Source organism: Peribacillus sp. NJ11 (assembly GCF_030348405.1).
In the GTDB taxonomy this organism is placed as follows: Bacteria; Bacillota; Bacilli; order Bacillales; family DSM-1321; genus Peribacillus.
In genome coordinates this window covers 4,190,012-4,213,173 of record NZ_JAUCFO010000001.1, presented here as the reverse complement: position 1 = coordinate 4,213,173, position 23,162 = coordinate 4,190,012, and the positions used below count along the sequence as shown (strand labels likewise).

20 protein-coding genes are annotated in these 23,162 nt (G+C 40.4%); 14 read left to right on the top strand and 6 right to left on the bottom strand.

The genetic code is table 11. The features are described 5' to 3' along the window. Positions 1 to 37: 37 nt before the first annotated feature. The 8 genes from QUF86_RS20665 to QUF86_RS20630 all read left to right on the top strand — a co-directional run bounded on the left by QUF86_RS20665 (position 38) and on the right by QUF86_RS20630 (position 8,887). Positions 38 to 997 carry a VOC family protein gene (locus QUF86_RS20665; protein ID WP_289335473.1) on the top strand — a complete coding sequence of 320 codons (960 nt, stop codon included), beginning with the start codon at positions 38 to 40 and terminating at the stop codon, positions 995 to 997. Positions 998 to 1,443: 446 nt separating this feature from the next. Then, positions 1,444 to 1,893 (top strand): SRPBCC family protein, encoded by a 450-nt coding sequence (locus tag QUF86_RS20660; protein WP_289335472.1) that lies wholly within the window; start codon positions 1,444 to 1,446, stop codon positions 1,891 to 1,893. 51 nt (positions 1,894 to 1,944) lie between these two features. Continuing rightward, the gene (locus QUF86_RS20655; RefSeq protein ID WP_289336269.1) at positions 1,945 to 2,826 is read left to right on the top strand and encodes an FAD binding domain-containing protein; all 882 of its coding nucleotides are present in this window, start codon (positions 1,945 to 1,947) and stop codon (positions 2,824 to 2,826) included. Continuing rightward, the gene (locus QUF86_RS20650; protein ID WP_289336268.1) at positions 2,826 to 3,302 is read left to right on the top strand and encodes a (2Fe-2S)-binding protein; all 477 of its coding nucleotides are present in this window, start codon (positions 2,826 to 2,828) and stop codon (positions 3,300 to 3,302) included. The genes QUF86_RS20655 and QUF86_RS20650 overlap by 1 nt, the downstream gene beginning before the upstream one ends. Positions 3,303 to 3,315: 13 nt before the next feature. Continuing rightward, positions 3,316 to 5,709 (top strand): xanthine dehydrogenase family protein molybdopterin-binding subunit, encoded by a 2,394-nt coding sequence (locus QUF86_RS20645; RefSeq protein WP_289335470.1) that lies wholly within the window; start codon positions 3,316 to 3,318, stop codon positions 5,707 to 5,709. A 129-nt stretch (positions 5,710 to 5,838) separates the two neighbouring features. Continuing rightward, positions 5,839 to 7,113, top strand: a complete 1,275-nt coding sequence (locus QUF86_RS20640; protein ID WP_289335469.1) for an MFS transporter — start codon at positions 5,839 to 5,841, stop codon at positions 7,111 to 7,113. A 123-nt stretch (positions 7,114 to 7,236) separates the two neighbouring features. Next, the gene (locus QUF86_RS20635) at positions 7,237 to 8,286 is read left to right on the top strand and encodes an XdhC family protein (protein ID WP_289335468.1); all 1,050 of its coding nucleotides are present in this window, start codon (positions 7,237 to 7,239) and stop codon (positions 8,284 to 8,286) included. Continuing rightward, entirely contained in the window at positions 8,279 to 8,887 is a 609-nt protein-coding gene (locus tag QUF86_RS20630; protein WP_289335466.1) for a nucleotidyltransferase family protein, read from the top strand. The genes QUF86_RS20635 and QUF86_RS20630 overlap by 8 nt, the downstream gene beginning before the upstream one ends. Before the next feature lie 196 nt (positions 8,888 to 9,083). Here QUF86_RS20630 and QUF86_RS20625 read toward each other — a convergent pair whose 3' ends face one another. After that, positions 9,084 to 9,797: a GntR family transcriptional regulator gene (locus QUF86_RS20625; RefSeq protein ID WP_289335465.1), complete on the bottom strand. Its 714-nt coding sequence runs from the start codon at positions 9,795 to 9,797 to the stop codon at positions 9,084 to 9,086. Between the two features lie 546 nt (positions 9,798 to 10,343). Here QUF86_RS20625 and cuyA point away from each other — a divergent pair. From cuyA to QUF86_RS20605, 4 genes are all read left to right on the top strand, one after another. Continuing rightward, the gene (gene cuyA, locus QUF86_RS20620; protein ID WP_289335463.1) at positions 10,344 to 11,339 is read left to right on the top strand and encodes a D-cysteate sulfo-lyase; all 996 of its coding nucleotides are present in this window, start codon (positions 10,344 to 10,346) and stop codon (positions 11,337 to 11,339) included. A 256-nt stretch (positions 11,340 to 11,595) separates the two neighbouring features. Further along, a complete protein-coding gene (locus QUF86_RS20615; protein ID WP_289335462.1) occupies positions 11,596 to 12,099 on the top strand; it encodes a DinB family protein in 504 nt (167 codons plus the stop codon). Positions 12,100 to 12,701: 602 nt separating this feature from the next. Then, on the top strand, positions 12,702 to 13,790 hold the full coding sequence (locus QUF86_RS20610; protein WP_289335461.1) for an N-acetyltransferase DgcN family protein: 1,089 nt from the start codon (positions 12,702 to 12,704) through the stop codon (positions 13,788 to 13,790). Beyond that, a complete protein-coding gene (locus QUF86_RS20605) occupies positions 13,787 to 14,863 on the top strand; it encodes an alanine/ornithine racemase family PLP-dependent enzyme (protein ID WP_289335460.1) in 1,077 nt (358 codons plus the stop codon). The genes QUF86_RS20610 and QUF86_RS20605 overlap by 4 nt, the downstream gene beginning before the upstream one ends. 216 nt (positions 14,864 to 15,079) lie before the next feature. On the opposite strand, the gene QUF86_RS20600 is transcribed toward QUF86_RS20605, so the two are convergent. Then, positions 15,080 to 15,988, bottom strand: a complete 909-nt coding sequence (locus tag QUF86_RS20600; RefSeq protein WP_289316571.1) for a LysR family transcriptional regulator — start codon at positions 15,986 to 15,988, stop codon at positions 15,080 to 15,082. A 350-nt stretch (positions 15,989 to 16,338) separates the two neighbouring features. Between QUF86_RS20600 and QUF86_RS20595 the strand changes: the two genes are divergently transcribed. Both QUF86_RS20595 and cysI read left to right on the top strand, forming a co-directional pair. Further along, entirely contained in the window at positions 16,339 to 18,153 is a 1,815-nt protein-coding gene (locus QUF86_RS20595; protein ID WP_289335459.1) for an assimilatory sulfite reductase (NADPH) flavoprotein subunit, read from the top strand. A gap of 26 nt (positions 18,154 to 18,179) precedes the next feature. Beyond that, the gene (gene cysI, locus QUF86_RS20590; RefSeq protein ID WP_289316569.1) at positions 18,180 to 19,898 is read left to right on the top strand and encodes an assimilatory sulfite reductase (NADPH) hemoprotein subunit; all 1,719 of its coding nucleotides are present in this window, start codon (positions 18,180 to 18,182) and stop codon (positions 19,896 to 19,898) included. A 92-nt stretch (positions 19,899 to 19,990) separates the two neighbouring features. Here the strand turns inward: cysI and QUF86_RS20585 are convergent, their stop codons facing one another. The 4 genes from QUF86_RS20585 to QUF86_RS20570 form a co-directional block, all read right to left on the bottom strand. After that, positions 19,991 to 20,167 carry a twin-arginine translocase TatA/TatE family subunit gene (locus QUF86_RS20585; protein WP_289335457.1) on the bottom strand — a complete coding sequence of 59 codons (177 nt, stop codon included), beginning with the start codon at positions 20,165 to 20,167 and terminating at the stop codon, positions 19,991 to 19,993. Between the two features lie 19 nt (positions 20,168 to 20,186). Further along, positions 20,187 to 20,738, bottom strand: a complete 552-nt coding sequence (locus QUF86_RS20580) for a Rid family hydrolase (protein ID WP_289316567.1) — start codon at positions 20,736 to 20,738, stop codon at positions 20,187 to 20,189. A 250-nt stretch (positions 20,739 to 20,988) separates the two neighbouring features. Beyond that, positions 20,989 to 22,074: a Ger(x)C family spore germination protein gene (locus QUF86_RS20575; protein ID WP_289335456.1), complete on the bottom strand. Its 1,086-nt coding sequence runs from the start codon at positions 22,072 to 22,074 to the stop codon at positions 20,989 to 20,991. Beyond that, positions 22,071 to 23,162, bottom strand: coding sequence for a GerAB/ArcD/ProY family transporter (locus QUF86_RS20570; RefSeq protein WP_289335454.1), 1,092 nt, complete (start codon positions 23,160 to 23,162; stop codon positions 22,071 to 22,073). The genes QUF86_RS20575 and QUF86_RS20570 overlap by 4 nt, the downstream gene beginning before the upstream one ends.

The window sequence follows — 23,162 nt, the reverse complement described above, 5'->3', positions numbered from 1 at the left end:
TATAACAAAATAAACTATGGGAAGTAGGTTAATAAGTATGGCTGAATCACTATTGGGCAATAGGAATATTAATCAACTCGCATTTGTTGTAAAAGATATTGAAGCTGCTAATCTAGCTTTCACAAAACTGCTGGGCATTAAGAAGGCAGAACCATTTTTAACTGGGGACAGTTCTGTTTCGAAGGTCACTTTTAGAGGTGTGCCGACGGAATCAAAATCTAAACTGGCTTTTCTGAATACACCAACCGTGCAATTTGAACTAATAGAACCGGATAAAAATCCAGGAACGATGCGTGAGTTCCTGGATGAAGTGGGCGAAGGGATCCACCATATTGCTTTTGATGTTGACTCTATCCAAAAGAGACTGCCAATCATGGAGAAAAGTGGATACCCGGTTTTGCAAACGGGCGAATTCACTTCAAGTGACGGCAGATATGTATATGTGGATACACTGGATGATCACAAAACCTTAGTTGAACTGCTTGAAAGTGCAGAACCAAGACAAACGGAATGGGAAAGACCTGAAGATGCAAGAGTTCAGCCGCTATTAGGGACAAACAAAGTGGAACAACTTGCACTGGTTGTGAAAGATCTGGATGAGGCTGCAAATGCATATTGTGAGTTGTTGGGTATTGAAAAACCTCCCATCATTCATTCGGGTCCCACCGAAATTAAAAATGTGATTTACAAAGGGCAGCCCACTGAAGGGAAATCAAGATATATGTTTATCGATACTCCGTTAATTCAGATTGAATTGATCGAGCCGGGCGAATCACCTAGCACGTGGAAAGATCATCTTGAAACATATGGAGAGGGAGTTCACCATATCTCGTTTGTCGTAGAAGACATGGAGGATAAAATGAAGATGTTGGAAGAAATGGGGTACCCGGTCATACAGACAGGGAACTTTTTTAACGGAAAAGGCAGATATGCCTATATGGATACAACCTCGACCTATAAAGTGATTATTGAATTGCTAGAACGTTTTGATGCGTAATCGTATTTCATTTGATCATCAAAAAGTGTTCCGAAAGCAATTATCTGAGCCCTTTGAACTTACATAATCAGGAATATTGAACTCCAGGAGTCTATATATCCGAAACTTTTATTCACTATAATCTATAGTTCAGCCATTCATCAGCATTCCCCCTTGGCAGTTGATAAACTTACTGGACAAATTAAAACCGTAGAAAGCATTTACAAGGCAATGGGCAAGCGGGGGACTTCAACCATTGCCTTGTACGGTTGGATAAAAGTGAGATATTTAGCAACAAAAGAAAAAAATAGTTGACAAATAATTCGGAATATTAATATTATTAAAGGGCGTTCATTGGTTCTAAAAATTTAATTTAAGATGTATACATGTATGCATCTTAGAATGTTAATCTTTTCAAGAAACAAACGGGTTATAACCAAAATTTGTACGTATGGAGGCTGAGTGAATTGGAGATATCAGGAAAAATAAACTTTGATTATAGTACAGAAGTGATTTGGGAAGCCATGCATAATCCGGAATTACTTAAGAATGCCATACCAGGATGTCAAGATCTGTCATTAGTTGCAGATGGCGAATACGATGTTGAACTAAAGCTTGGTGTTGCAGCTGTAAAAGGTGACTATACGGGAAAGGTTAAATTGAGGGATTTAGAAGTGCCTTATCAGTATATCTTAAATGCTGAAGGCAGCGGGAAGCCGGGTTTTGTTTCTGCGGAAATGGCCTGTAAAATCGTTCCTGATGGTGAGGGATGCCAATTAATTTGGGAATGTAACGCAGATATAGGTGGAATGATCGCTGGTGTGGGAAGCAGGGTCATTGGTGGTATTGCAAAATTCATGGCAGGTAAATTCTTTAAGGATATGGAGAAACAGTTAAAAACATATCAAAGAATTTGATGCGATCATTCAAACCAATTTGAAAGGTGAAATAAGAATGGAGGGGTTCCTATCAAACCAGCTAAGTTTAATTACCTTCGACCTTCGAGCATGGAAGAAGCGGTCCACTATTTATCGGAATACGGAGAAGATGCGAAAGTTTTATCCGGTGGTCAAAGTTTGATCCCATTATTGAATATGAGACTTTCAACACCTAAATACCTTATTGATATAGGTAGGGCTGAAGGGTTGAGCTATATACAGGAAGATGGTGAATCACTGGTTATCGGAGCTTTGACGAAACACACGGAAATAGAAAAATCTGAATTGGTTAAGGTAAAGTGTCCATTGCTATCGGAAGCGATCCGGTGGGTAGGCCATGAACAAATTCGCAATAGGGGAACGGTTGGTGGCAGTATTGCCCATGGGGACCCATCTGCGGAGCTACCATGCGTTTTAACCGCTTTAAGAGGTGAAATAGTCATTGCCGATGTAAATGGCGAAGAAATAGTGAGTCCTGAAGAATTCTTTCTTACCTATATGCTAACATCCTTGCAGCCGGATCAATTGGTTAAAGAGATTCGGTTCCCGAGCATAAAACCGACTAGTGGATCGGCATTTGTTGAAGTGGCCAGAAGGCATGGGGATTTTGGTTTGGTTGAGGTGGCTGCAGTAGTGGATTTATGTGAAGGTGGCAGATTTTCTGATGTTAAATTAGCTATTGGTGGAGTGAACTCCGTTCCCACACTTTTAGAGGATGTGGAGAGTCTTTTAGTTGGAAAGGAACCTACTGAGGAAATTTTTAACGAAGCGGGTGATTTAACCATGGAGTTGGTCGAACCTGAATCGGATCTCCATGGTACTGCCGAATATAGAAGGGAACTATCTGGTACGATGGTCATCCGGGCCTTAAAGCAAGCGACCGTTCGTGCACAAGGGGGCAGGGTGATGTGATGGAGGGAATTAAGATACACCTAAAAGTTAACGGACAAGATATTTCGAGGGAAGTAGATCCTAGATTGCTATTATCGGATTTTATCAGGGAGAACCTGTTACTTACTGGAACACATATTGGCTGTGAACATGGAGTTTGCGGTGCTTGTACAATCCAGGTTAATGGTGATCCAGTCCGCTCATGTTTAATGCTTGCAGTCCAAGCGGATGGATGTGAAGTCAAGACTGTGGAGTCACTGATCCAAGAGAATGGGGAACTTAGTCACTTACAGCAAGCATTTTCTGACAATCATGCCCTGCAGTGCGGATTTTGTACACCAGGTTTTTTGATAACGCTTTCAAGTTTCCTGGAAGAAAATTCAAATCCGGATGAAGAAGAAATAAGAAAATGCATATCAGGAAATTTATGTCGATGCACAGGCTACTCCAACATTATTAAAGCTGTCAAGCAGGCTGCCCAGAAGGTGTCCAATTAAGGAGGGATGAGGCATGACGAAATACGTTGGCCAAAGTATTAAACGGAAGGAAGACTATCGTTTGGTTACAGGTACAGGGCAATTCGTGGGAGATATCCGAATGGCAAATATGGTTGAAGCAGTCTTTGTCCGCAGCACGCATGCACATGCCACCATCAAAGGGATTGATATCAGCGAAGCTCAGGCATTGGAAGGTGTACATGCAATCCTCACCGGAAAGGATATAGATGGGAAAATAAAGCCTCTTGTCCAATTTGAATCCCATTGTGCTTTGCCTCCCAATCTTGTGGAAGCGATCAATCCCACTATCCATTTTTGTTATGAAGATGTCCTGGCCAAGAATAAGGTGATGTATGTTGGGCAACCAATTGCAGTCGTAGTTGCAGAAAACCGGTATGTGGCTGAAGATGCAGCAGATTTAATAAAAGTGAAATATGAAACATTACCAGTGGTAGTTGATCCATTCAAATCATTGGAAATAGGCGCACCATTGATTCAAGAACACTTACAGAGTAACATCCAGTCAAATTTTCATGTAACGACAGGAAATGACTTACAGTCGCTTAAGGATGCAGATCATATTCTAAAGGCAAGAATCCAAACGCCTAGAGTTTCTTCCAACCCGCTCGAAACGAGGGGGGTCGTTTCAACCTATGAAAACCGAACCGATCAATTACATGTTTATTCTTCTACCCAGCTCCCTTTTGAGATTAGAACCTATATAGCTAGATCATTGGATTTGGTTGAACAGCAAATCAGGGTGACAGCACCCGACGTAGGTGGAGGCTTCGGACCAAAGGGTGGGGTTCACCCAGAAGAAATCATGGTTCCATATTTATCCAAGTTAATGAATAGACCTGTAAAATGGATTGAAGACCGCCTTGAACATATGACAAGTGCCCGCCATTCAAGGGATCAAATCCATGATGTTGAGGTTGCTTATAATCGGGATGGCACTATTTTAGGAATTAAAGATCATTTCATTATAGATAGTGGCGCTGTGAATTATTTTGGTTTAACATGCGCCTACAATAGTGCCTACCATCTAAGGGGGGCATATAAGATTCCAAACTATGATTCTACTTGCCAGATTGTCTTAACGAACAAAACACCGAATGTTCCATTCAGGGGAGCGGGGAGACCAGAGGTCGTTTTCGTAATGGATCGAATTATCGATATGGTCGCTAGAAAGTTGAAAATGGATCCAGTGGAAGTTATGCGAAAGAACATGATTCAAGCGGAGGATATGCCTTATGACCAAGGGATTTTGGTTAAAGATGGAGCACAGCTGATTTATGATAGCGGGGATTATCCTGCAGCACTGGATCAAGGGTTGAAAATGGTTGATTACGAAGGCTTTAGAGAGCGGCAAAAAAAGTGGAAAAAGCAAGGAAAGCTTGTCGGTGTCGGCATTTCAACTTATGTAGAAGGAACCGGTGCTGGTCCATTCGAAAGCGCCTATGTCACGATTGATGGTTCCGGTCAAGTTGTGGCATATCTTGGAGCATCCCCACAGGGGCAGGGACACGAAACGGTATTCTCCCAAATCTGTGCGGATGAATTAATGCTTAGCCCCAATGAAATTACTATAAGGGTCGGGGATACAGCGAACTTGGCCTTTGGTGCCGGGACGTACGCAAGCCGGAGTGCAGTAAATGCCGGATCGGCCATTCAAATTGCTTCAGCAAAGTTAAGGGAAAAAGTATTGGTTGTCGCAGCTGCCATGCTTGAAGTGAAATCCTCTGATTTACAAATGGAGAATGGTAAAGCATTTGTTAAGACCGAACCTGAAAAATGTGTGACCTATAAGGAAATTGCGGAAGCGGCACGTCCAGGAAACAGATGCAAAGTGCCTGCAGGAATGGAACCAGGCCTGCAAGTCACACATTACTTCGTTCCGCCGACTGTTACTTTTTCATCGTCCGTCCATATTGCCATGGTGGAAGTGGATAAGAAAACGGGTTTTGTCGAGTTGAAGGGCTATAGTGTGGTCCATGACGCAGGAAAGGTCATCAATCCAATGATCGTGGATGGTCAGGTTCAGGGTGGCATAGCCCAGGGAATTGGTGCGGCCCTATATGAAGAAATCGTTTACGATGAGAAAGGTCAACTTTTGACTGGATCTTATATGGATTATTTATTGCCGACATCCATGGAGATCCCGACTGTTGAAAAGTCCCATCAAGAATTCCTCTCCACCAGAAATCCACTTGGTATCAAGGGAGTAGGTGAAGGTGGAGCCATTTCGCCGCCTGCAGCGATAGCGAATGCTGTCGTTGATGCGCTCGATCCATTAGAAATCATGATCAATCAATTACCCATTAGCCCTAGTAAACTCCGTAATTGGATTAAGGAAGCGGAAAGGGAACAGTATAAAATCGAAGTAGGTTATAAGGATTCATTTTAGCGATTCAGGATTCATTGTTGATGGATATTACCCTATGCCATGACATAATGACAGACGAGCATGAAAATGGAAGGTGTAAATAGGGGATTACACTCGTTACGAACATTTCATGAATAGGGGCTGATTTTCTTGAATAATTTAAATCCACAACTGCAAGTTCCATCGGGGAAAATGACGAACACTCGTTGGTTCTTTACGGCTTTTCCTTTGCTTATTCTTTTCACTGTTTCCATGATGGATAAGGCAAATATAAATATTTTACTGGCAAACAAGCCTTTTCTAACTGATTTGGGCATTGATGGAAACTTAGTGAAAGGAACACTTAGCAGCATATTTTTAGTGACTTATGCTTTTGGTCAATTAGCTTGGGGTTTCATCGTTGATAGGATTGGTGCGCTACGCAGCGGTCTCATAGGGATCACTCTATGGGCATTTGCGATGGTTTTAGGTGGAATGGCCGATTCCATTAGTGCAATCTTATGGTCCAGGGCCATATTGGGAATCGGAGAAGGTGTCCTGTATCCAATGGCACTGAAATTGACCTCAAGCTGGTTCCCGCAGAATGAACAAGCAAAAGCACAAACAACATGGTATAACGGGAATGCGATAGGACCAGTTCTCGGGCTTCCGCTAATAGCCATCATAGCGTCCACATACGGCTGGAGGGAAAGTTACTTTATACTTGCAGCATTATCGGTCGTATGCTTGATTATATTTGTGATCATGACAAGAGATAATCCGGCTAAGCATTATGCAGTTAATTCAATGGAATTAAACTATATTCAAAGTAATCAAAAAGAGGGGAAAACTCCTGCCGCAAATAAAGGGAATGTAAAAGCGGTTCTTACGAGTCCGATGTTCTGGATCTTAACGATTGTTTATTCTTGCATTTCCATTGCCTACTATGGAATTTCCACCTTTTTACCAAGCTATTTAACGGAAGAAAAAGGGATAGCTTTTGTAAATTCCGCTGTAATAAATGCCGGGGGTTTTGCATTAGCGATTGTTGTACAAATGGTTGCTGGGTTTCTCTCTGATCGATTCATGAAAAGGGCTGTTTTTGTATGCGGGGCATGCGGGCTTATCATCGTTTTCATGCTTTTCTCCCTTTTCACTACTGACAGCACAGTTGCGGCCGTATTGAGCATTTTACTGATAGGTCTTTTGTTTATGCCAGCTGCCCTTACCATGACCATGCTTCACCGTGTAGCATCACCGGAGGTAATGGGGAGCATCAGTGGGGTTTTCGGCTGTGTATCTTATTTAATTGCAGCTCTAGGACCTATGGTTGTCGGATTGTTCAGTCAAATGAGCGGTTCATATAATGGCGGGTTTATTGCCCTTTTATGTTTTGTTGCCCTCTCCCTAATCTTAAGTGTTTTCTTAGTCAGAAAAGGATATTAGGTGATCTGATTTAAATTACTGAAAATGAATAATGGGGGGAGAGTCAAATGGGAATTTTCTATTTTTCTCCCTTTTTTCTGCTTCCAAATATGTGAATACCAGATTTCAAGAAGGGGGTTAAGTATGTCAAGGTTACAAGAACTAAAGGAAGTATTGGAAAATATAAATTCAGCATGGGAGCGGCACGAAAAAGCAGCTATGGTCATGCAGATAGGTGTAAAAGGTTCTGCATACAGACTTCCAGGTGCAAAAATGATGATGGCATCGGACGGAAAGATGTTTGGCACGATAAGTGGCGGGTGTTTGGAAAACGATTTATATGGCTGGGCGGAAAAAGCTATGGAAACCAACACTTTCCTTACACACCAATATGACTTAAGCGAGAATGAAATTTGGGGATTGGGAATAGGATGCAAAGGTAAATTGGATATATTTATCCTCCCTATTGAGCCAGATGACGAATTCTGGATCATGACCAATCAAATTGTCCAGAAAGGTCAAAAATTCACATTGATATTGGATGTCTCCACCGGTAAAGGGTTAATCATCGATAGATATGGTAACCTCATTGGAAATCATGAGAATGTGCCTTCTGAAGTCATTGAAAAAGCAAGAATGGTGATGGATACACAAACTCGTGCGGAAATGGTGAACCTGGAGGGAAACCGGTTTTTAATTGATGCTATTAAGCCTAGTGAGCATTTGATAATCGCTGGGGCTGGCAGGGATGCTGTACCAGTTGTCGATTTGGCGGCAAAAGCTGGGTTTTCCGTAACGGTATTGGACTCACGTAAAGATTTCAATAATGATCGTCTGTTTCCTTCGGCTTCGAATTTACAAAAATGCCCAGAGGGAATAAATCCTTGTGAATTCACTGGATCATGGTGGGTAGTCATGAATCATCTCCAGTCTTTAGATGAGAAAACCTTACAAGTGGCTTTAAAAAGTGACCCACGATATATTGGTGTGCTTGGCCCAATCTCCCGTACCACGGAAATGCTCAATACCATTGGAGAAGACTTCAACAGCGGTCCAATTCACTCACCAATTGGTTTGGACCTCGGTGCTGAAACGATGGAAGAAGTTGCACTAAGTATTGTGTCGGAACTTATGGCTGTAAGGAATGGAAGAATTCCTGCACCCTTGCATGGTAAAGTGAAGATTCATGCCTAAAATAGGCGCAATCATACTTGCGGCAGGCATGTCCATTCGAATGGGAGAACCAAAACTGTTCCTTCCTTTACGGGGCCAACCTCTTTTTCGTCATGTCATTCATCCTATCGTTGGCAGCTCCATGCAGCCCATCTTCTTGGTTGCCGGTAAATATATAGAAGAAATACGTCAACATTGTGCTGATTTTCCAGAATTGAAGATTATTCATAATCCGAAATATGCAGATGGAATGTCCACCTCCCTAAAACTTGGAGTTCAATCCATCAAAGAACAGGTGGATGCAGTCATGATCTTCCTTGCGGATCAGCCGCTTATTTCCCCTGACGTCATACAAGCTTTAATTAAAAAATATACAGCATGTAAAGATGAAGGAATACGGATCGTACAACCGAAATATAAAGGAGACTTAGGACATCCGATACTAGTCGATGCAGTGATCCTCAATGAATTCCATTCAATAGAAGGTGATCAAGGTGGTAAAAACATCATCAGGAAATATGCCCGGCTGACTGAAACAGTTCCTTTTGATGATCCGATGTGGGGATTTGACATTGACACGCCTCAAGATTTCCTTAAAGTGAAACTGCATTTGGATTCATAATGCAAACCAAATGAATGACATGAGAAATACTGAACGAAATATCGCGCGGAGGGCCGGAATAAGCGAGAGAAGGTTGGAATATCACGCGAATCGATCGTATACTGCCTGAGGGTCGTTAAATGTGGCATAAAATAAAAGGGTTCCTACATTTGCGGACTGAATTTCGCAAATAGGCACCCTTTTATTAATGTTAATTTCATTCAGATATACGTTTTATGTAATCAAGGTAATAATCATGACTTTTTTGGATATGGATTGTATTGACCTTTATTGCTTTTTCTACATCTTTTTCACGAATTGCATGGATTAACTGTAAGTGCTCGTTGTTCCGATCCTCATACCAGCCTTTATCAACCATTGTAACATCTTCATTACGGGCCGACAAAAAGGAAATTCTTAAAGAAAGCCATAATGAATCAGTAGTCTTTTGGAGAAAGGTATTTCTCGAGTAGGAATATAATAAGCGGTGAAATTCAATGTTTGCACGACTAGCCGCTATTCGGTCATTACTATTTATTGCCCCTTGCAGTTTATCCGTTGCCCATTCCAATTTTTTCAATTCCTCTTCCGTAATTCCTTCACATGCTTTTTGTATCGAATAGTTTTCGAGCATTTTCCTGATTTCCAATTCTTGCTGCAAAAGTCCAATATCCACATTGGATATGACCATACCTATACCAGGTTTCACCTGAAGCAAATTTTCCTGTTCTAATTTCCTCAAAGCTTCACGAACCGGTGTACGGCTACAATTGAATTGTTGGGCGATATCATCTTCCGTTAAACGATCTCCTGGTAAAAATACCCCTTCGATGATCGCATTTTTAATAACGAAAAATATAGCTTCCCTTAAGGGCTTAGAAGAATAATGTTCTATTTGTTCTGTAATATATTGATAGTGTTTGGTTTCCATGGTGCTCCTTTCTAAAATCCAATTATATACAAGTATATTTATTTTATCTTAAAAAACGATTGAAGTCATTTCAATGCTTCAGACTTTTGATTATTTATACATTTCAATGGTTCGAGTCCGTTTCTGTTTCGGCATAACTAATGATTTAGCATTTATTTAAAATCCAAGAGGTGATTTATATAATCTATGAAACAATTAAAACCAAAGAAGACCACAAGGCTATCTGTCCTTAGAGGCAAGGTATGAAATTCAGGGAAGCCCCAACTATCCTGAAACAAGGGGGGGAATTGCCCGATAATATAGTGGAAAACAAGGGTGTCATAGAATAAGCGGAAGCAAACTTACAGTAAACATCGGTTTGATATAGTCACTTTGCCGTGATGAATGATGTATTCTATCCTGCTAGAAGTGCAATGAAGTTGCTCGTTTACCTAAACATGCTATGATGGAAATAGAAGCGTTTGCTATTATTTATTTTCTAAATAACGAGAACGTCAGATTGATTTTTTTAAGTGTACAACAGAGGATACAGGAGGAGTTTTTATAATGAATTTAGCACAATTTCCTAGAAAGCGATATACACCAACATATACATCAGTTGAGAGATTAGATCATTTTTCTCAAGTTCTTGGGGGCCCATCCATTTATGTTAAACGAGATGATATGCTTGGTCTGACGGCTGGGGGAAATAAAACAAGAAAACTGGAATTCCTTGTTGCCGATGCATTGGAACAAGGCGCGGATACGTTGATTACATGTGGAGGCATTCAATCGAATCATTGCCGCTTGACACTAGCTGCTGCCGTTAAAGAGAAAATGAAATGCATCCTAGTGTTGGAAGAGGGACTTTCAAAAAATTCAGAGCCGGATTTTAACGGTAACTATTTTCTCTATCATTTATTGGGGGCTGACCAAATTATAGTTGTACCTAATGGAGCGGACTTAATGCAAGAAATGCAGAAAGTCGCTAAAGAGGTAACAGAGAAAGGAGATAAACCTTACATCATTCCCGTTGGAGGATCCAATGTCATTGGTGCAACGGGATATATTGCATGCGCTCAGGAGATTTTAGCACAGTCCTTTGAGCAAGGGATAGATTTGAAAGCAGTTATTTGTGTAAGCGGCAGTGGGGGAATGCATGCTGGTTTGGTGGCAGGATTTCATGGAAATCAAAGTGGAATTTCAGTAATTGGCATAAATGTAAGCAGAGGAAAAGCTGAACAAGAAGAGAAAGTTTTTCAGCTTGTTAGAGAAACTTTAACACACATCGGCATACAAAATTCAATCCCTCGTGAGGCTGTTACGTGTTTGGATGAGTATGTCGGTCCTGGTTATGCTTTGCCTACCCCTGAAATGGTGGAAGCTGTCAAGCTTATGGCAAGAACAGAAGGGATTTTGCTGGATCCGGTATACACGGGTAAAGCGGCAGCGGGACTCATTGATTTAATCCAAAAAGGCACCTTTAAGCCGGAGGATAACATCCTTTTTGTACACTCAGGTGGTGCTTCATCGTTATATGCTAATACTTCTCTCTTTAATTAAATGTCATTAAATAATAAATACTAATCTTAAAGTGGAAAAAGCTCGCTCATTTGCATAGCTCAAATGCCAAGACAACCGAAGCAGTGAGAGTATTCTAAACGATTATTTCTTTACTTAATATGCAGGCTAATTCCAATATGAGTCATTAATCCCCAGTTTATAACTCTTTATTTTAACTAAATTTGAATAGGGGGAACATATGTTTTATAATGTACTTTGAGTAAGTAATTATCTATCGAAATAGGGGAGGGATTATATGTATATTACAATTTCAGATTTTATTAAAGAATGGAATAAAGAAGCTATACTGACTCAAAAAGTTTTGGATAGCTTGACAGATGATTCATTAGAACAACAAGTTTATCCTGAAGGTCGTACTTTGGGAAGAATTGCGTGGCATTTTACAACAAGCATTCCAGATTATCTAGCTCATTTCGGTTTAAAGATTGATCGGATAGAAAGTGCAGAAAACGTCCCATCTTCAGCCCAGGAAATAGCTATTACTTTTAAAAATGTAAGTTCTCATGCAGCCAAAATTATTGAACTTCAATGGACAGACGAATCCTTAGAACAAATACAAGAAGCTTTTGGAAGACAGGAAACAAATGCGTCCATCCTTATGGGACTAATCAAGCATATTGTTCATCATCGGGGACAAGTTACGGTTCTGATGCGTCAAGCAGGAATAAAACCTTCTGGGGTTTATGGGCCGCCAAAAGAAGATTGGATTCATTTAGGTGTGGAAAATCCACCACTATAATTATGCTATCTTATAAAGTTTAAGTAATGACCTTCAACAAAAAGGGTCCATTGTTTAATATTTAAATCCCAATTCCTCATTCATAGACTGAGAAATTGGGATTTTTAATCGTGGAATCCCCTTAATACTTCGGAGCTGTCTTAAGGAGCTTTTCCTTTATATGAAACAGAAGGGGGGAGCTAAGTGCTTTTACAGAGAACAAAGCTATTAAACTATACGAAAAAATGGGGCTTTAATATAAGGACAGTTACTATGAGTTTGCTGTTTTGAATGAAAAGCACTTTAACTTCACTTGGAAAAATACTTACGGCTGAAATAGGGAAAAAGGAAGTTACTTACTATATTTACATAATGAAAAATGGATGGTACGGAACAAATCGTAAGTCTTGAAATAAAACTAAACAAATCGAACAGTTATTCGTCAACTATGCTATACTTGTAAAAGCGGGTGAAAATTTTGTATATTTTGAAAATTAGTTACAATTTTTCTCCTAAATATGGCTTTTTTTTTATGGATCAGGAGTTTTTTTATTGATTAAATATGTAAATTATCTTTAAGTCGAGATATGGTCGTAAAAATAGATTTTGGGAGGAAAAGCCTTATGAAAGAAACTGCTATAGTATATTGTGAAAATAATTTTGGGACAATGGATGGAAAGACAGCTAATGGACTAGTTAGAAGCTCTAGGAAATTTGAGATTGTTGGTGTGATTGATAGTACAAAGGCTGGAATGGATGCGGGCGAATGCCTAATTGGGGAGAAAAATGGAATACCTATATTCAAGGACCTTAACCAGGCACTCGAAAATATACAGAATGTTCCTGATCAATTCATATATGGAATAGCTCCTTCAGAGGCATTCCTTAAAAAGGATGAGAGAAATCTCCTTCTCAAAGCCATGGAACATGGGATGAATATCGTTAACCCTCTTCATGAGTTTTTTACAGATGACCCAGAGTTCATTAAGCACGCAGAACAATTCGAGATCACGATCCATGACGTAAGAAAACCTGCACAAAAAAAGGATATGCATCTCTTTTCAGGACGGATTTTAAACATCGATACACCCATTGTAGCCGTTCTTGGTACGGATAGTGCAATAGGCAAGCGTACAACGTCGGTTCTGCTCGAAGATGCCTTACTAAAAAGGGGCTTTAATGTCGCTTTTATTGCGACGGGACAAACGGGACTGATACAGGGGGCGAAATACGGTGTGGCGATTGATGCAATCCCGTCCCAATTCATGACAGGTGAAATTGAAAACCAAATCATGAAGGCATATGAAAATGATAATCCGGATATTATTATAGTCGAAGGCCAAGGGGCGTTAAGCCACCCAGCATATATAAGTTCGTGTGGAATAATAAGAGGCTCAAGACCTGGAGCGGTCATCATTCAGCACGCACCCAAACGGGAACATTTAGGTGACTTTAGCTATATGGAAATGCCGACGGTAAAAAGCGAGATCGATCTTATTGAAAACTTTTCAAAGGCAAAAGTGATTGCGGTGACCATCAACCATGAAAACATGTCCGATGATGAGCTGGCTAAAACAATTTCCGAATATGAAGAGGATATTAAACTTCCAACGACTGATGTACTAAAATTTGGCTGCGACAAACTGATTGCAAGTATTTTTGATGCCTTCCCCAACTTGAATGGTAAACAGGAAAAAGCATTGATTAAATGACACAGTCTTTTACACCAAGGATCGAAATCAACCTTGCAAAAATTGCCCATAATGCAGCTGAGCTTGTTAAAATATATGGCACAAAAAATATTGAGATTATGGGCGTTACAAAAACGGTTTGCGGAGCTCCGGAAATAGCAAGGATCTTATTGGATCAAGGGATTCATATGCTCGCAGATTCGAAGGTTGCCAATCTCCAAAAAATGCGTGATGCAGGAATCAAGGCAAACTTTGTATTATTAAAATCTCCTTCTTTAAGTGAAGTGGATTCCGTTATAAAAAATGCAGATATTAGCTTGAATACCGAGTTTTCCGTTATTGAAAGATTATCAGAAGCTGCTTTAAGGCATAACAAGGAGCAGAAGATTATTCTAATGATCGAAATGGGAGATTTAAGAGAAGGGATCATGCCTGAAGATCTTGATTCTTTTATTTCAGAGGTCTTGAAACTCCAAGGGGTCAAAATAGTGGGCATAGGAGTTAACTTTGCCTGCTTTGGTGGAGTAAAACCAAACGAGCAGAAAATGGGCATGTTATCTTTATTGGCCAGCGCAGTTGAAACGAAATTCTCGCTTCCTCTTTCCTATATATCGGGAGGGAACTCTGCCAATTATAATTGGTTCATGGCAGTTGATTCAGTAGGGAAGGTTAACAATTTACGGTTGGGCGAATCCATTTATTTGGGTCGTGAAACATTAAATAGACTGGCCATCCCAGACTTATATACTGATGCTTTCACTTTCGTGACTGAAGTTATTGAATCGAAAAGAAAACCTTCCGTACCCTATGGGGAAATAGGTCAGAATGCTTTTGGAGTCTTTCCTCAATTTCAAGATCGTGGCCAAATGAGTAGAGTTATTCTTGGAGTGGGAAATCAGGATGTTCTGGTGGCAGGGTTAATTCCGAAAACGGATATCGAGATCCTTGGTTCGAGTAGTGACCACACCGTGCTTGATCCCAAAAAGTGTAATCTGATAGTAGGAGACGAAGTCACTTTTAACCTTAACTATGGTGCGCTTCTTTCCATAATGACTTCTCCTTATGTTTATAAAAAATACAGCAACGCCATTTAAGCAAGTCATCATTCCACGTAATAAACTCCATTTTCCTCTCCATTCATTAAATCAAAAGGCAGGCTGTGAATGCTAATAAAGTACAGAAGCAACCTGTTAAACAGCCTAATCCCGGATCATTCGGTTAAGTTTGTTAGTGTATATACTTAAAAAGGTTCCTGTCATCAGGATTACCAGCCTGTAACTTCATTCATAGAACAGCATTCTTCGCAATGATCAGCCTACCGGCTTTGCTTTCATAGGCCATTTTTTGTTTAATTCAGTTATAAAAGTCTTGACATTCTTTTTATCTTCCATAATTGGTGAATACACGTAGGAAAGAGTTCGGTTAAAGGATTCATTTTTTAACTGAATAATAGAAAGGATTTTATTTTGCACATCCCTTTCAATGACACTTTGGGAAAGGAGAGCCAGCCCTACGCCGTTTTTTATAAGTGTTTCTTTAATGCCTTGATTGCTGCTTATCGTAAGTATCGATTTAATTTTCAAACCATTTGAACGTATGACATGGTTAAGGTATTCTCGTGTACCGGACCCAACTTCCCTGGTTACCCATGCTTGGTCATGTAAATCGGTAATCTCCACTTCGTCTTTATAAGCGAGTTCATGGTCGTTGGAAGAAACAACGAAAAGCTCATCTTGCATGAAGGGGTGTACAGAAAGCTCTTTTTCATTAGTTTGACCCTCGATCAAGCCGATATCCACTTTGTATAACCGAACGGCTTGAACGATTTCTTCAGTGTTTCCAATTACGACTTGAAGTTCAAGTTCAGGGTAATCCTTTTGAAGGTCGATGAGCAACGAAGGTAGGATGTACTCTCCTATCGTAAAACTTGCCCCTATCTTTAATTCTCCTTTAATGGACCTATCATGTTCCTGGATGTCTTGTCTGGTCTGTTCATATATTGTGATCATTTGCTTAGCCCGATCGTAAAGAATTTCTCCTGTCAAGGTGACTTTTAGGAATTTAGGGGAGCGGAGAAATAATTTGGTTTGGAACTCTTCCTCTAATTTTTTTATGTGCAAACTAACACTTGGTTGTGACATTAGGAGCATTTCTGCCGTTTTAGTAAAATTCTTGACTTCCACAAGGGTCACAAATGTTTTTAGAGCATCATAGTACATAGAATTACCACCTTATTATTAATATTCTTAATAGTTACAATAAATTATATATATTTTACTAATGATGTGCCTTCCGGTAAAGTTTAATAAGAAACTTATTTTAGGAAGAGTCTAGGCTGGGGAAGGCTAACGTCCTTTATAACCTTATTTTTTATTTCTAGCTTGCTATGAAAAAATGTTCCCTCCGTGTATGAACTGTACTTTGTAATTTTTTTTACAGTTAAAACCGACTTGGTCTATAGGAGTAAACGAGTTAATTAATTTTATGGATGGAAATAAATGTTTAAACCCACTCGTTATATATAAGAGTCAACTAAGATAAGTTAATATCCCTTTGTGAGGTGGAAATCGTGCAACTTCAGGTAATGAACAGTCCCTTTAAACATGAGCAGGCAGAGATCCTTAACAATCTACTGCCTAGCTTGACAGAAACACAAAAAATTTGGTTGAGCGGTTATCTGACCGCATCTTTGTCAGTTTCGAATATGGGAACGGCCGAAACCCCGGTAATGGAAGCTCAAAGCAGCGGGAAGACAATATCAAAAGAAGTTACCATTCTTTATGGTTCACAGACGGGCAATGCTCAAGGGCTGGCAGAAAATGCGGCGAGAAAGCTTGAGGGTAATGGCTTTCAGGTTACCATTTCATCCATGAGTGACTTTAAAGTGAACAATTTGAAAAAAGTCCAAAATCTACTTATCGCCGTTAGCACGCATGGAGAAGGTGATCCACCGGATAATACGCTGTCCTTCCACGAGTACCTTCATGGCAGGAGGGCACCAAGCCTTGAAGAACTCCGCTTTTCGGTATTGGCGCTTGGGGACAGCTCATATGAGTTTTTTTGTGAAACGGGAAAACAATTCGATAAACGCTTGGAGGAACTTGGCGGGACAAGGTTATTTCCGCGAATGGACTGTGACCTTGATTATGATGAGCCGGCTTCAGAATGGCTGGAAGGAGTCATTTCCAGTTTAAGTGAAGAGCAAGGCAGTACCGTTACAGCTGTCCCTGCAGCGAAAGCTTCAGAAAGTGAAGACACGTATTCCAGGACAAATCCGTTTAAAGCGGAAGTGCTTGAAAATATAAACTTGAACGGTCGTGGCTCAAATAAAGAGACACATCATCTTGAATTATCACTTGAAGGATCTGGTCTTACATTCGAACCTGGAGACAGCCTTGGTATTTATCCGACAAATGATTCTGAATTAGTGGATATGCTTCTTATGGAACTCGATTGGGACCCTGAAGAAACCGTGAAGGTCAATAAGCAGGGGGATCTTCGTCAGCTTAGGGAATCGCTCATCTCCGATTTTGAAATTACGGTTTTGACAAAATCGTTCCTTGGGCAGGTGGCCCAGCTTTCAGGTAACGAGGAATTAAAGGAGCTCCTATCACCAGGTAATGAAGAAAGCCTAAAAGAATATCGTGAAGGCCGTGATTTGCTTGATTTTGTCCGTGACTTTGGATCATGGGGTGAAACGGCGCAAGAGTTCGTATCCATACTCCGGAAAATGCCAGCCCGTCTATATTCGATCGCGAATAGCTTATCCGCTTATCCGGATGAAGTGCATTTGACCATCGGTGCTGTCCGGTATGAAAGTCACGGTCGGGATCGAAAAGGAGTCTGCTCCATATTATGTGCGGACCGAATACAGCCAGGGGACACCTTGCCCGTTTATATTCAGCATAACCAGAACTTCAAGCAGCCTAAGAATCCAGATGCTCCAATCATCATGGTTGGACCGGGAACGGGCATTGCTCCGTTCAGATCCTTTATCCAGGATCGCGAAGAAACGGAAGCGAAAGGGAAAACGTGGCTCTTTTTCGGCGATCAGCATTTCGTGACGGATTTCCTTTATCAGACTGAATGGCAAAAGTGGTTGAAAACAGGTGTACTTACGAAAATGGATGTTGCCTTTTCACGTGATGCGGATGAAAAAGTGTATGTTCAAAACCGGATGCTCGAGCACAGCGGGGAATTATACGAATGGCTTCAAGAAGGGGCAGCGGTTTACATTTGCGGTGATGAGAAAAACATGGCACATGACGTCCATAATACGCTTATTGAGATCATAGAAAAAGAAGGTCAGATGAGCCATGCTGATGCGCAAGCTTATCTTGAAGATATGCAACAGAATAAACGTTATCAACGTGATGTGTACTGAAATATGGATGAAAAGGAGATAACAACATGGTGAACCCACTATTAAAAGCACCAGAAGGTCCGCCTAGTGATGTTGAGCAAATTAAAGCGAAAAGCAATTATTTGCGAGGTACACTTGGAGAAGTGATGCAGGAGCGGATCAGCGCCGGGATTCCGGATGATGACAATCGGTTAATGAAACACCACGGCAGCTATTTGCAGGATGACCGGGATCTACGCAATGAGCGTCAAAAACAAAAACTTGAGCCTGCCTATCAGTTCATGTTGCGTGTCCGCATGCCAGGCGGTGTTGCACAGCCTTCTCAATGGCTTGTCATGGATGACCTTGCTCAGAAATACGGTAACGGTACTTTGAAATTGACAACAAGACAGACGTTTCAAATGCATGGAATCTTAAAATGGAATATGAAAAAAACCATTCAGGAAATCCATGCGTCCATGCTGGATACAATCGCTGCATGCGGGGATGTAAACCGTAACGTAATGTGCAATTCGATTCCATTTCAATCCGAAATCCATTCCGAAGTATATGAATGGTCGAAAAAATTGAGTGATTATTTATTGCCACGTACAAGGGCGTACCATGAAATCTGGCTGGATGAAGAAAAGGTTGTCGGTACACCTGAATTGGAGGAAGTCGAACCAATGTACGGTCCGCTTTATTTGCCAAGGAAGTTTAAAATAGGCATTGCGGTCCCGCCTTCCAATGACATTGATGTCTACTCCCAGGATCTTGGCTTCATAGCCATTATTGAAAATGGGAAACTCGTTGGCTTTAATGTGGCGATCGGTGGCGGTATGGGAATGACCCATGGTGACAAAGCGACTTATCCACAGCTAGCCAAAATAATCGGCTTTTGCAAGCCTGACCACATACTGGATGTCGCGGAAAAGATCATTACGATTCAGCGCGATTACGGAAACCGTTCCGTCCGGAAATATGCTCGGTTCAAGTATACGGTTGACAGGCTTGGGCTCGAACCGGTAAAGGCTGAACTGGAAAATCGTCTTGGATGGAAACTGGAGGAGGCGAGAACTTATCATTTCGACAATAATGGTGACCGCTATGGCTGGGTAGAAGGCATTCAAGGTAAATGGCATTTTACACTATTTGTCGAGGGTGGCCGAATTGCCGATATCAAAGATTACAAACTGATGACCGGTTTGCGCGAAATCGCTAAGATCCACACGGGTGATTTCCGTTTGACGGCCAATCAAAACTTGATCATTGCCAATGTATCAAGCGAGACAAAGGAAAAGATCGTTGAATTGCTCGAAACATTCGGTTTGACGGATGGTTCACGCCATTCAGCGCTCCGACGCAGCTCGATGGCATGCGTGTCGCTTCCAACATGCGGGTTGGCAATGGCAGAAGCGGAACGTTATTTGCCGGTTCTCCTTGATAAAGTCGAGGCCATCGTTGATGAAAACGGGCTGAGGAACGAAGAAATCACGATACGAATGACCGGATGCCCGAATGGCTGTGCCCGACATGCACTAGGAGAAATCGGTTTTATCGGGAAAGCACCTGGCAAATATAATATGTATCTCGGTGCTGCATTCGATGGAAGCCGATTAAGCAAAATGTACCGTGAGAACATCGGTGAAGAAGAGATTTTAAAAGAGTTGAGCGTACTACTTTCCCGTTATGCGAAGGAACGTCAGGAAGGGGAGCATTTCGGGGACTTTGTCATCAATGCAGGGATTATTAAAGAAGTGACGGATGGAACGAATTTTCATGATTGATTAACACGAACGAGAGACAGGAAAGTATTCCTGTCTCAGTTTGTATTTAAGGTGCTTTTAAATAAGTAGAAAAGTTCTTTGGCTTGTATCCTTCAATAACTCAAGTTTTTAATCTTCCTCTTTTCCTCATCAACCAACCCCTTGGTTGCACTTTTGTATTCAGATAAAGTTCGTCCAAAAGCCCGCCCGATTTCAGGTGATTTTTCAGGACCAAAATCACAAGTGATAAGAATGATAACTAGGCCTGGAACACCGAGATTTTGAAACATGACCATTCACTCCTATCGTCTATTTTTTTGACTTGCTGTTATTTTTAAAGGCTACCTCTGCTTCAATCTCAATGAGATAATCCGGCGAAACCAGACTTTGCACCCCAACTGTGGAACGAGCTGTTTTCACTGGATTTTCTTTTGTATTAAAGAACATAGCGTAGGCATTAAACCAACCTTGATAGTCTGGAGTATCTTCTTTGTTTGGATCTGGTGCGACATACACACGAAGAAAGGTTACATCAGCGAGGGAAAGTCCTTTTGTTTTCAAATCTGCTTTTAATTTTTCTAAAATTCCGATAGCCTGCCTTTCTGTATTGCCATATCTCTCATAAGTGGTTTTTCCATCCTTGTTTAAAAGAGGAGAGACTGTTCCACTAAACAATAACCGGTTATAACTTTGAGGTACAGCAACTGAACTGGAAATCGCAGAAGTTGGGGACCCAAAGAAGGTCACTTTATCAGAGTTCAATTCATCTTTTTCACTACTTGCGGAAGCTAAAGAGAATCCTACGATTACACTTATACCTAATATTGAAGTAGCAATGACTGATATCATGGTTTTCTTCATAAAGTCAGCTCCATTCATTTATAAAAACATCGTAAGGTTAATAATTCTGTTTTATCCTACCTAAGTAGTGACCTTACCTTCTTTTATACTATCTGGCTGATTTAAAAGCACCTGCCGTGCAACCGATTTAATAACTGTGATATTCACAAGCAAAATGAATTCTACCTTGTTGTATATTCAATATATGGTAGTAGTTTTCACAAACAGATGAAGAATATTAAATGCCCTATTGATATTCGTTTAATATTTATTATTCTGAGACCCCGGTTTGGAGGATGTCAACTTTAGTTTCTACTTTAATGTCCATCATGGGATAGATCTTTTTCCATTGTTCGTAGGTCATTTTTTTATTTTTGGCGTGGTATTTTTCCTTTAAGCCAATCGGGTCAAGGGATTTTTTCTGAAAATCTTTAATAAGACGGTTTGCTTGCCTCGTTAAATCATCTTCCATATCCTGTTCAATTTTTTTTATCATCTTTCTATTGGTAAGGTTGTCACTTCGCATGGATTCCCTGATTTGTCCTTTAATTTTGATCTTAATCGTGATCGAGGGACTACTCTCTGAGTCGGATACTTCATAACTTGAACCGCTTCGGATACTTTCCACTACGATATCGCTTCTCTTCTTGTCTTTTAATTTGAATTTGTATACTCCCCGCCTATGATGTTGAACTAATGTCTTAAAAATGAACATATCACCCGTTCGAACTTTCGTGACCATCTTATCTTCATGAAATAGGGAGACTCCAGAAACCGCAACTTCATTATTAATTAATTTAATTAAAGGAAGATACGAATCGCCGCCAGCTTCTAGAGCGTTTCCTAAAAAAAGATGGAGGTTAGTATCCGGTCCGTTCCCTGTTTCATTCTGTTGATTAATCAAATCCGATAAAAAGATTCCAATATTCACATTCGTATTTGGTGCTTTCGTATTTATTACATCCTTGACCTTTCCTTCAACGACAGCCAAAATGACTCTGTTTCCAAGTTGCGGCTCACGGTAGAGATAATCGGTCAGTTCTGTTATTCCGATTTCACGAACCATTTTCTCGCTAAATAAAACGATGCGTGTCTGTCCTAGCAATACCGGCTTATCCGCTTTTTTGGAAACGACAGCCTGGACATCACTCGTTGTAGTCGATGTTCCAGTTAAGATTTGATATTTACCCATCTTGTTCTGTTGGAAGATAGGGATGACGAACATTCCTTCGACATTATCATTCTTGAGTATATCGTAGCCAATGGCTTGGGACATATTAACTTCGTCAACCACCCTTGGTTGGGCACAACTGCAAAGGAGGGGAAAAGTCAAGATAATAAGAAATAATTTTTTCATTTACGTTTCCTCATTTTCTTTATATAGATGATGACTAAAAGAAGAGGCAAGTATAAAGCAATGAAGAGCACGCCGTATGGATTGATTATTTTATTCAATATATATAGGGAATCTACATCAAAAACAAAAATATTTGTAAGCAGGATGAAAATGGACATCCCCCATAATGGATACTTTTGCTGAACATTGAATAAACGCTTGATACCCCTGCTGGCAGCCCACAAGGCGATGGTCATGTTGGGAATGATAACGATGGCCCACCAAGAAACATCTATATATTCAAATCGCTGAATAAAGGGTAATTCGACAATGCTGGTCATTGTCAGTGTCGGCCAAATAGTCAGTTCCAACTGTTTTTGTGAATAAAAAACAAGTGAAACCAAATAAAAGAATACGGTTATTAAGGTTGTAGTCAAGGCTCCACCATGAGCATATTTTTGTGAAGTTTTAGCATCTTTGATGAACGGATAAAACATCACGATCATTTCAAAACCAAGAATTGTTAATGAAGTACTTCTTGTTCCTTTCAATATATCCAATAGAGTGTGGTGGAAAACAGGAAGCAAATTGGTGAATTCAGAGTATTTCATGGCATAGAATAGGACAAATAATAGCCAGTATGTCAAAATGGAGCTTAAAAAGGTAATACCCGTAATTGTACGGAATCCTCCCGTATTTATATAATAAATCAGGATCAGGAAAACCAAGGTAAACGCCCAAGAACCTACCTCTTCAAACATCCATACATGTATGACATTTATATAGCTAATCATGATAGTCATCCCTATGATCAAAAAGTAAAGAATGAATAATAGACTGAAGAAATTCCCGATCCATTTTCCGAATGCATGATTATTGGCCGAAATGATATCGCCAGGGACGATACTGAAGATTTTATATATGACCCAAATCAATATATGAACGATCAGGCCGGCTAGTAGTATCGAAATCCAGCCATCTGTTCCCGTTGTCTTCGCTAAAACTCTTTGAAAACTTAAAACGCCTACTCCGGTTTGCATGGAATGCACTAAAAAAAACACATAGAACGGTGATACCTTATACTTTTCATTAACTCCAGCTTGGTTCAT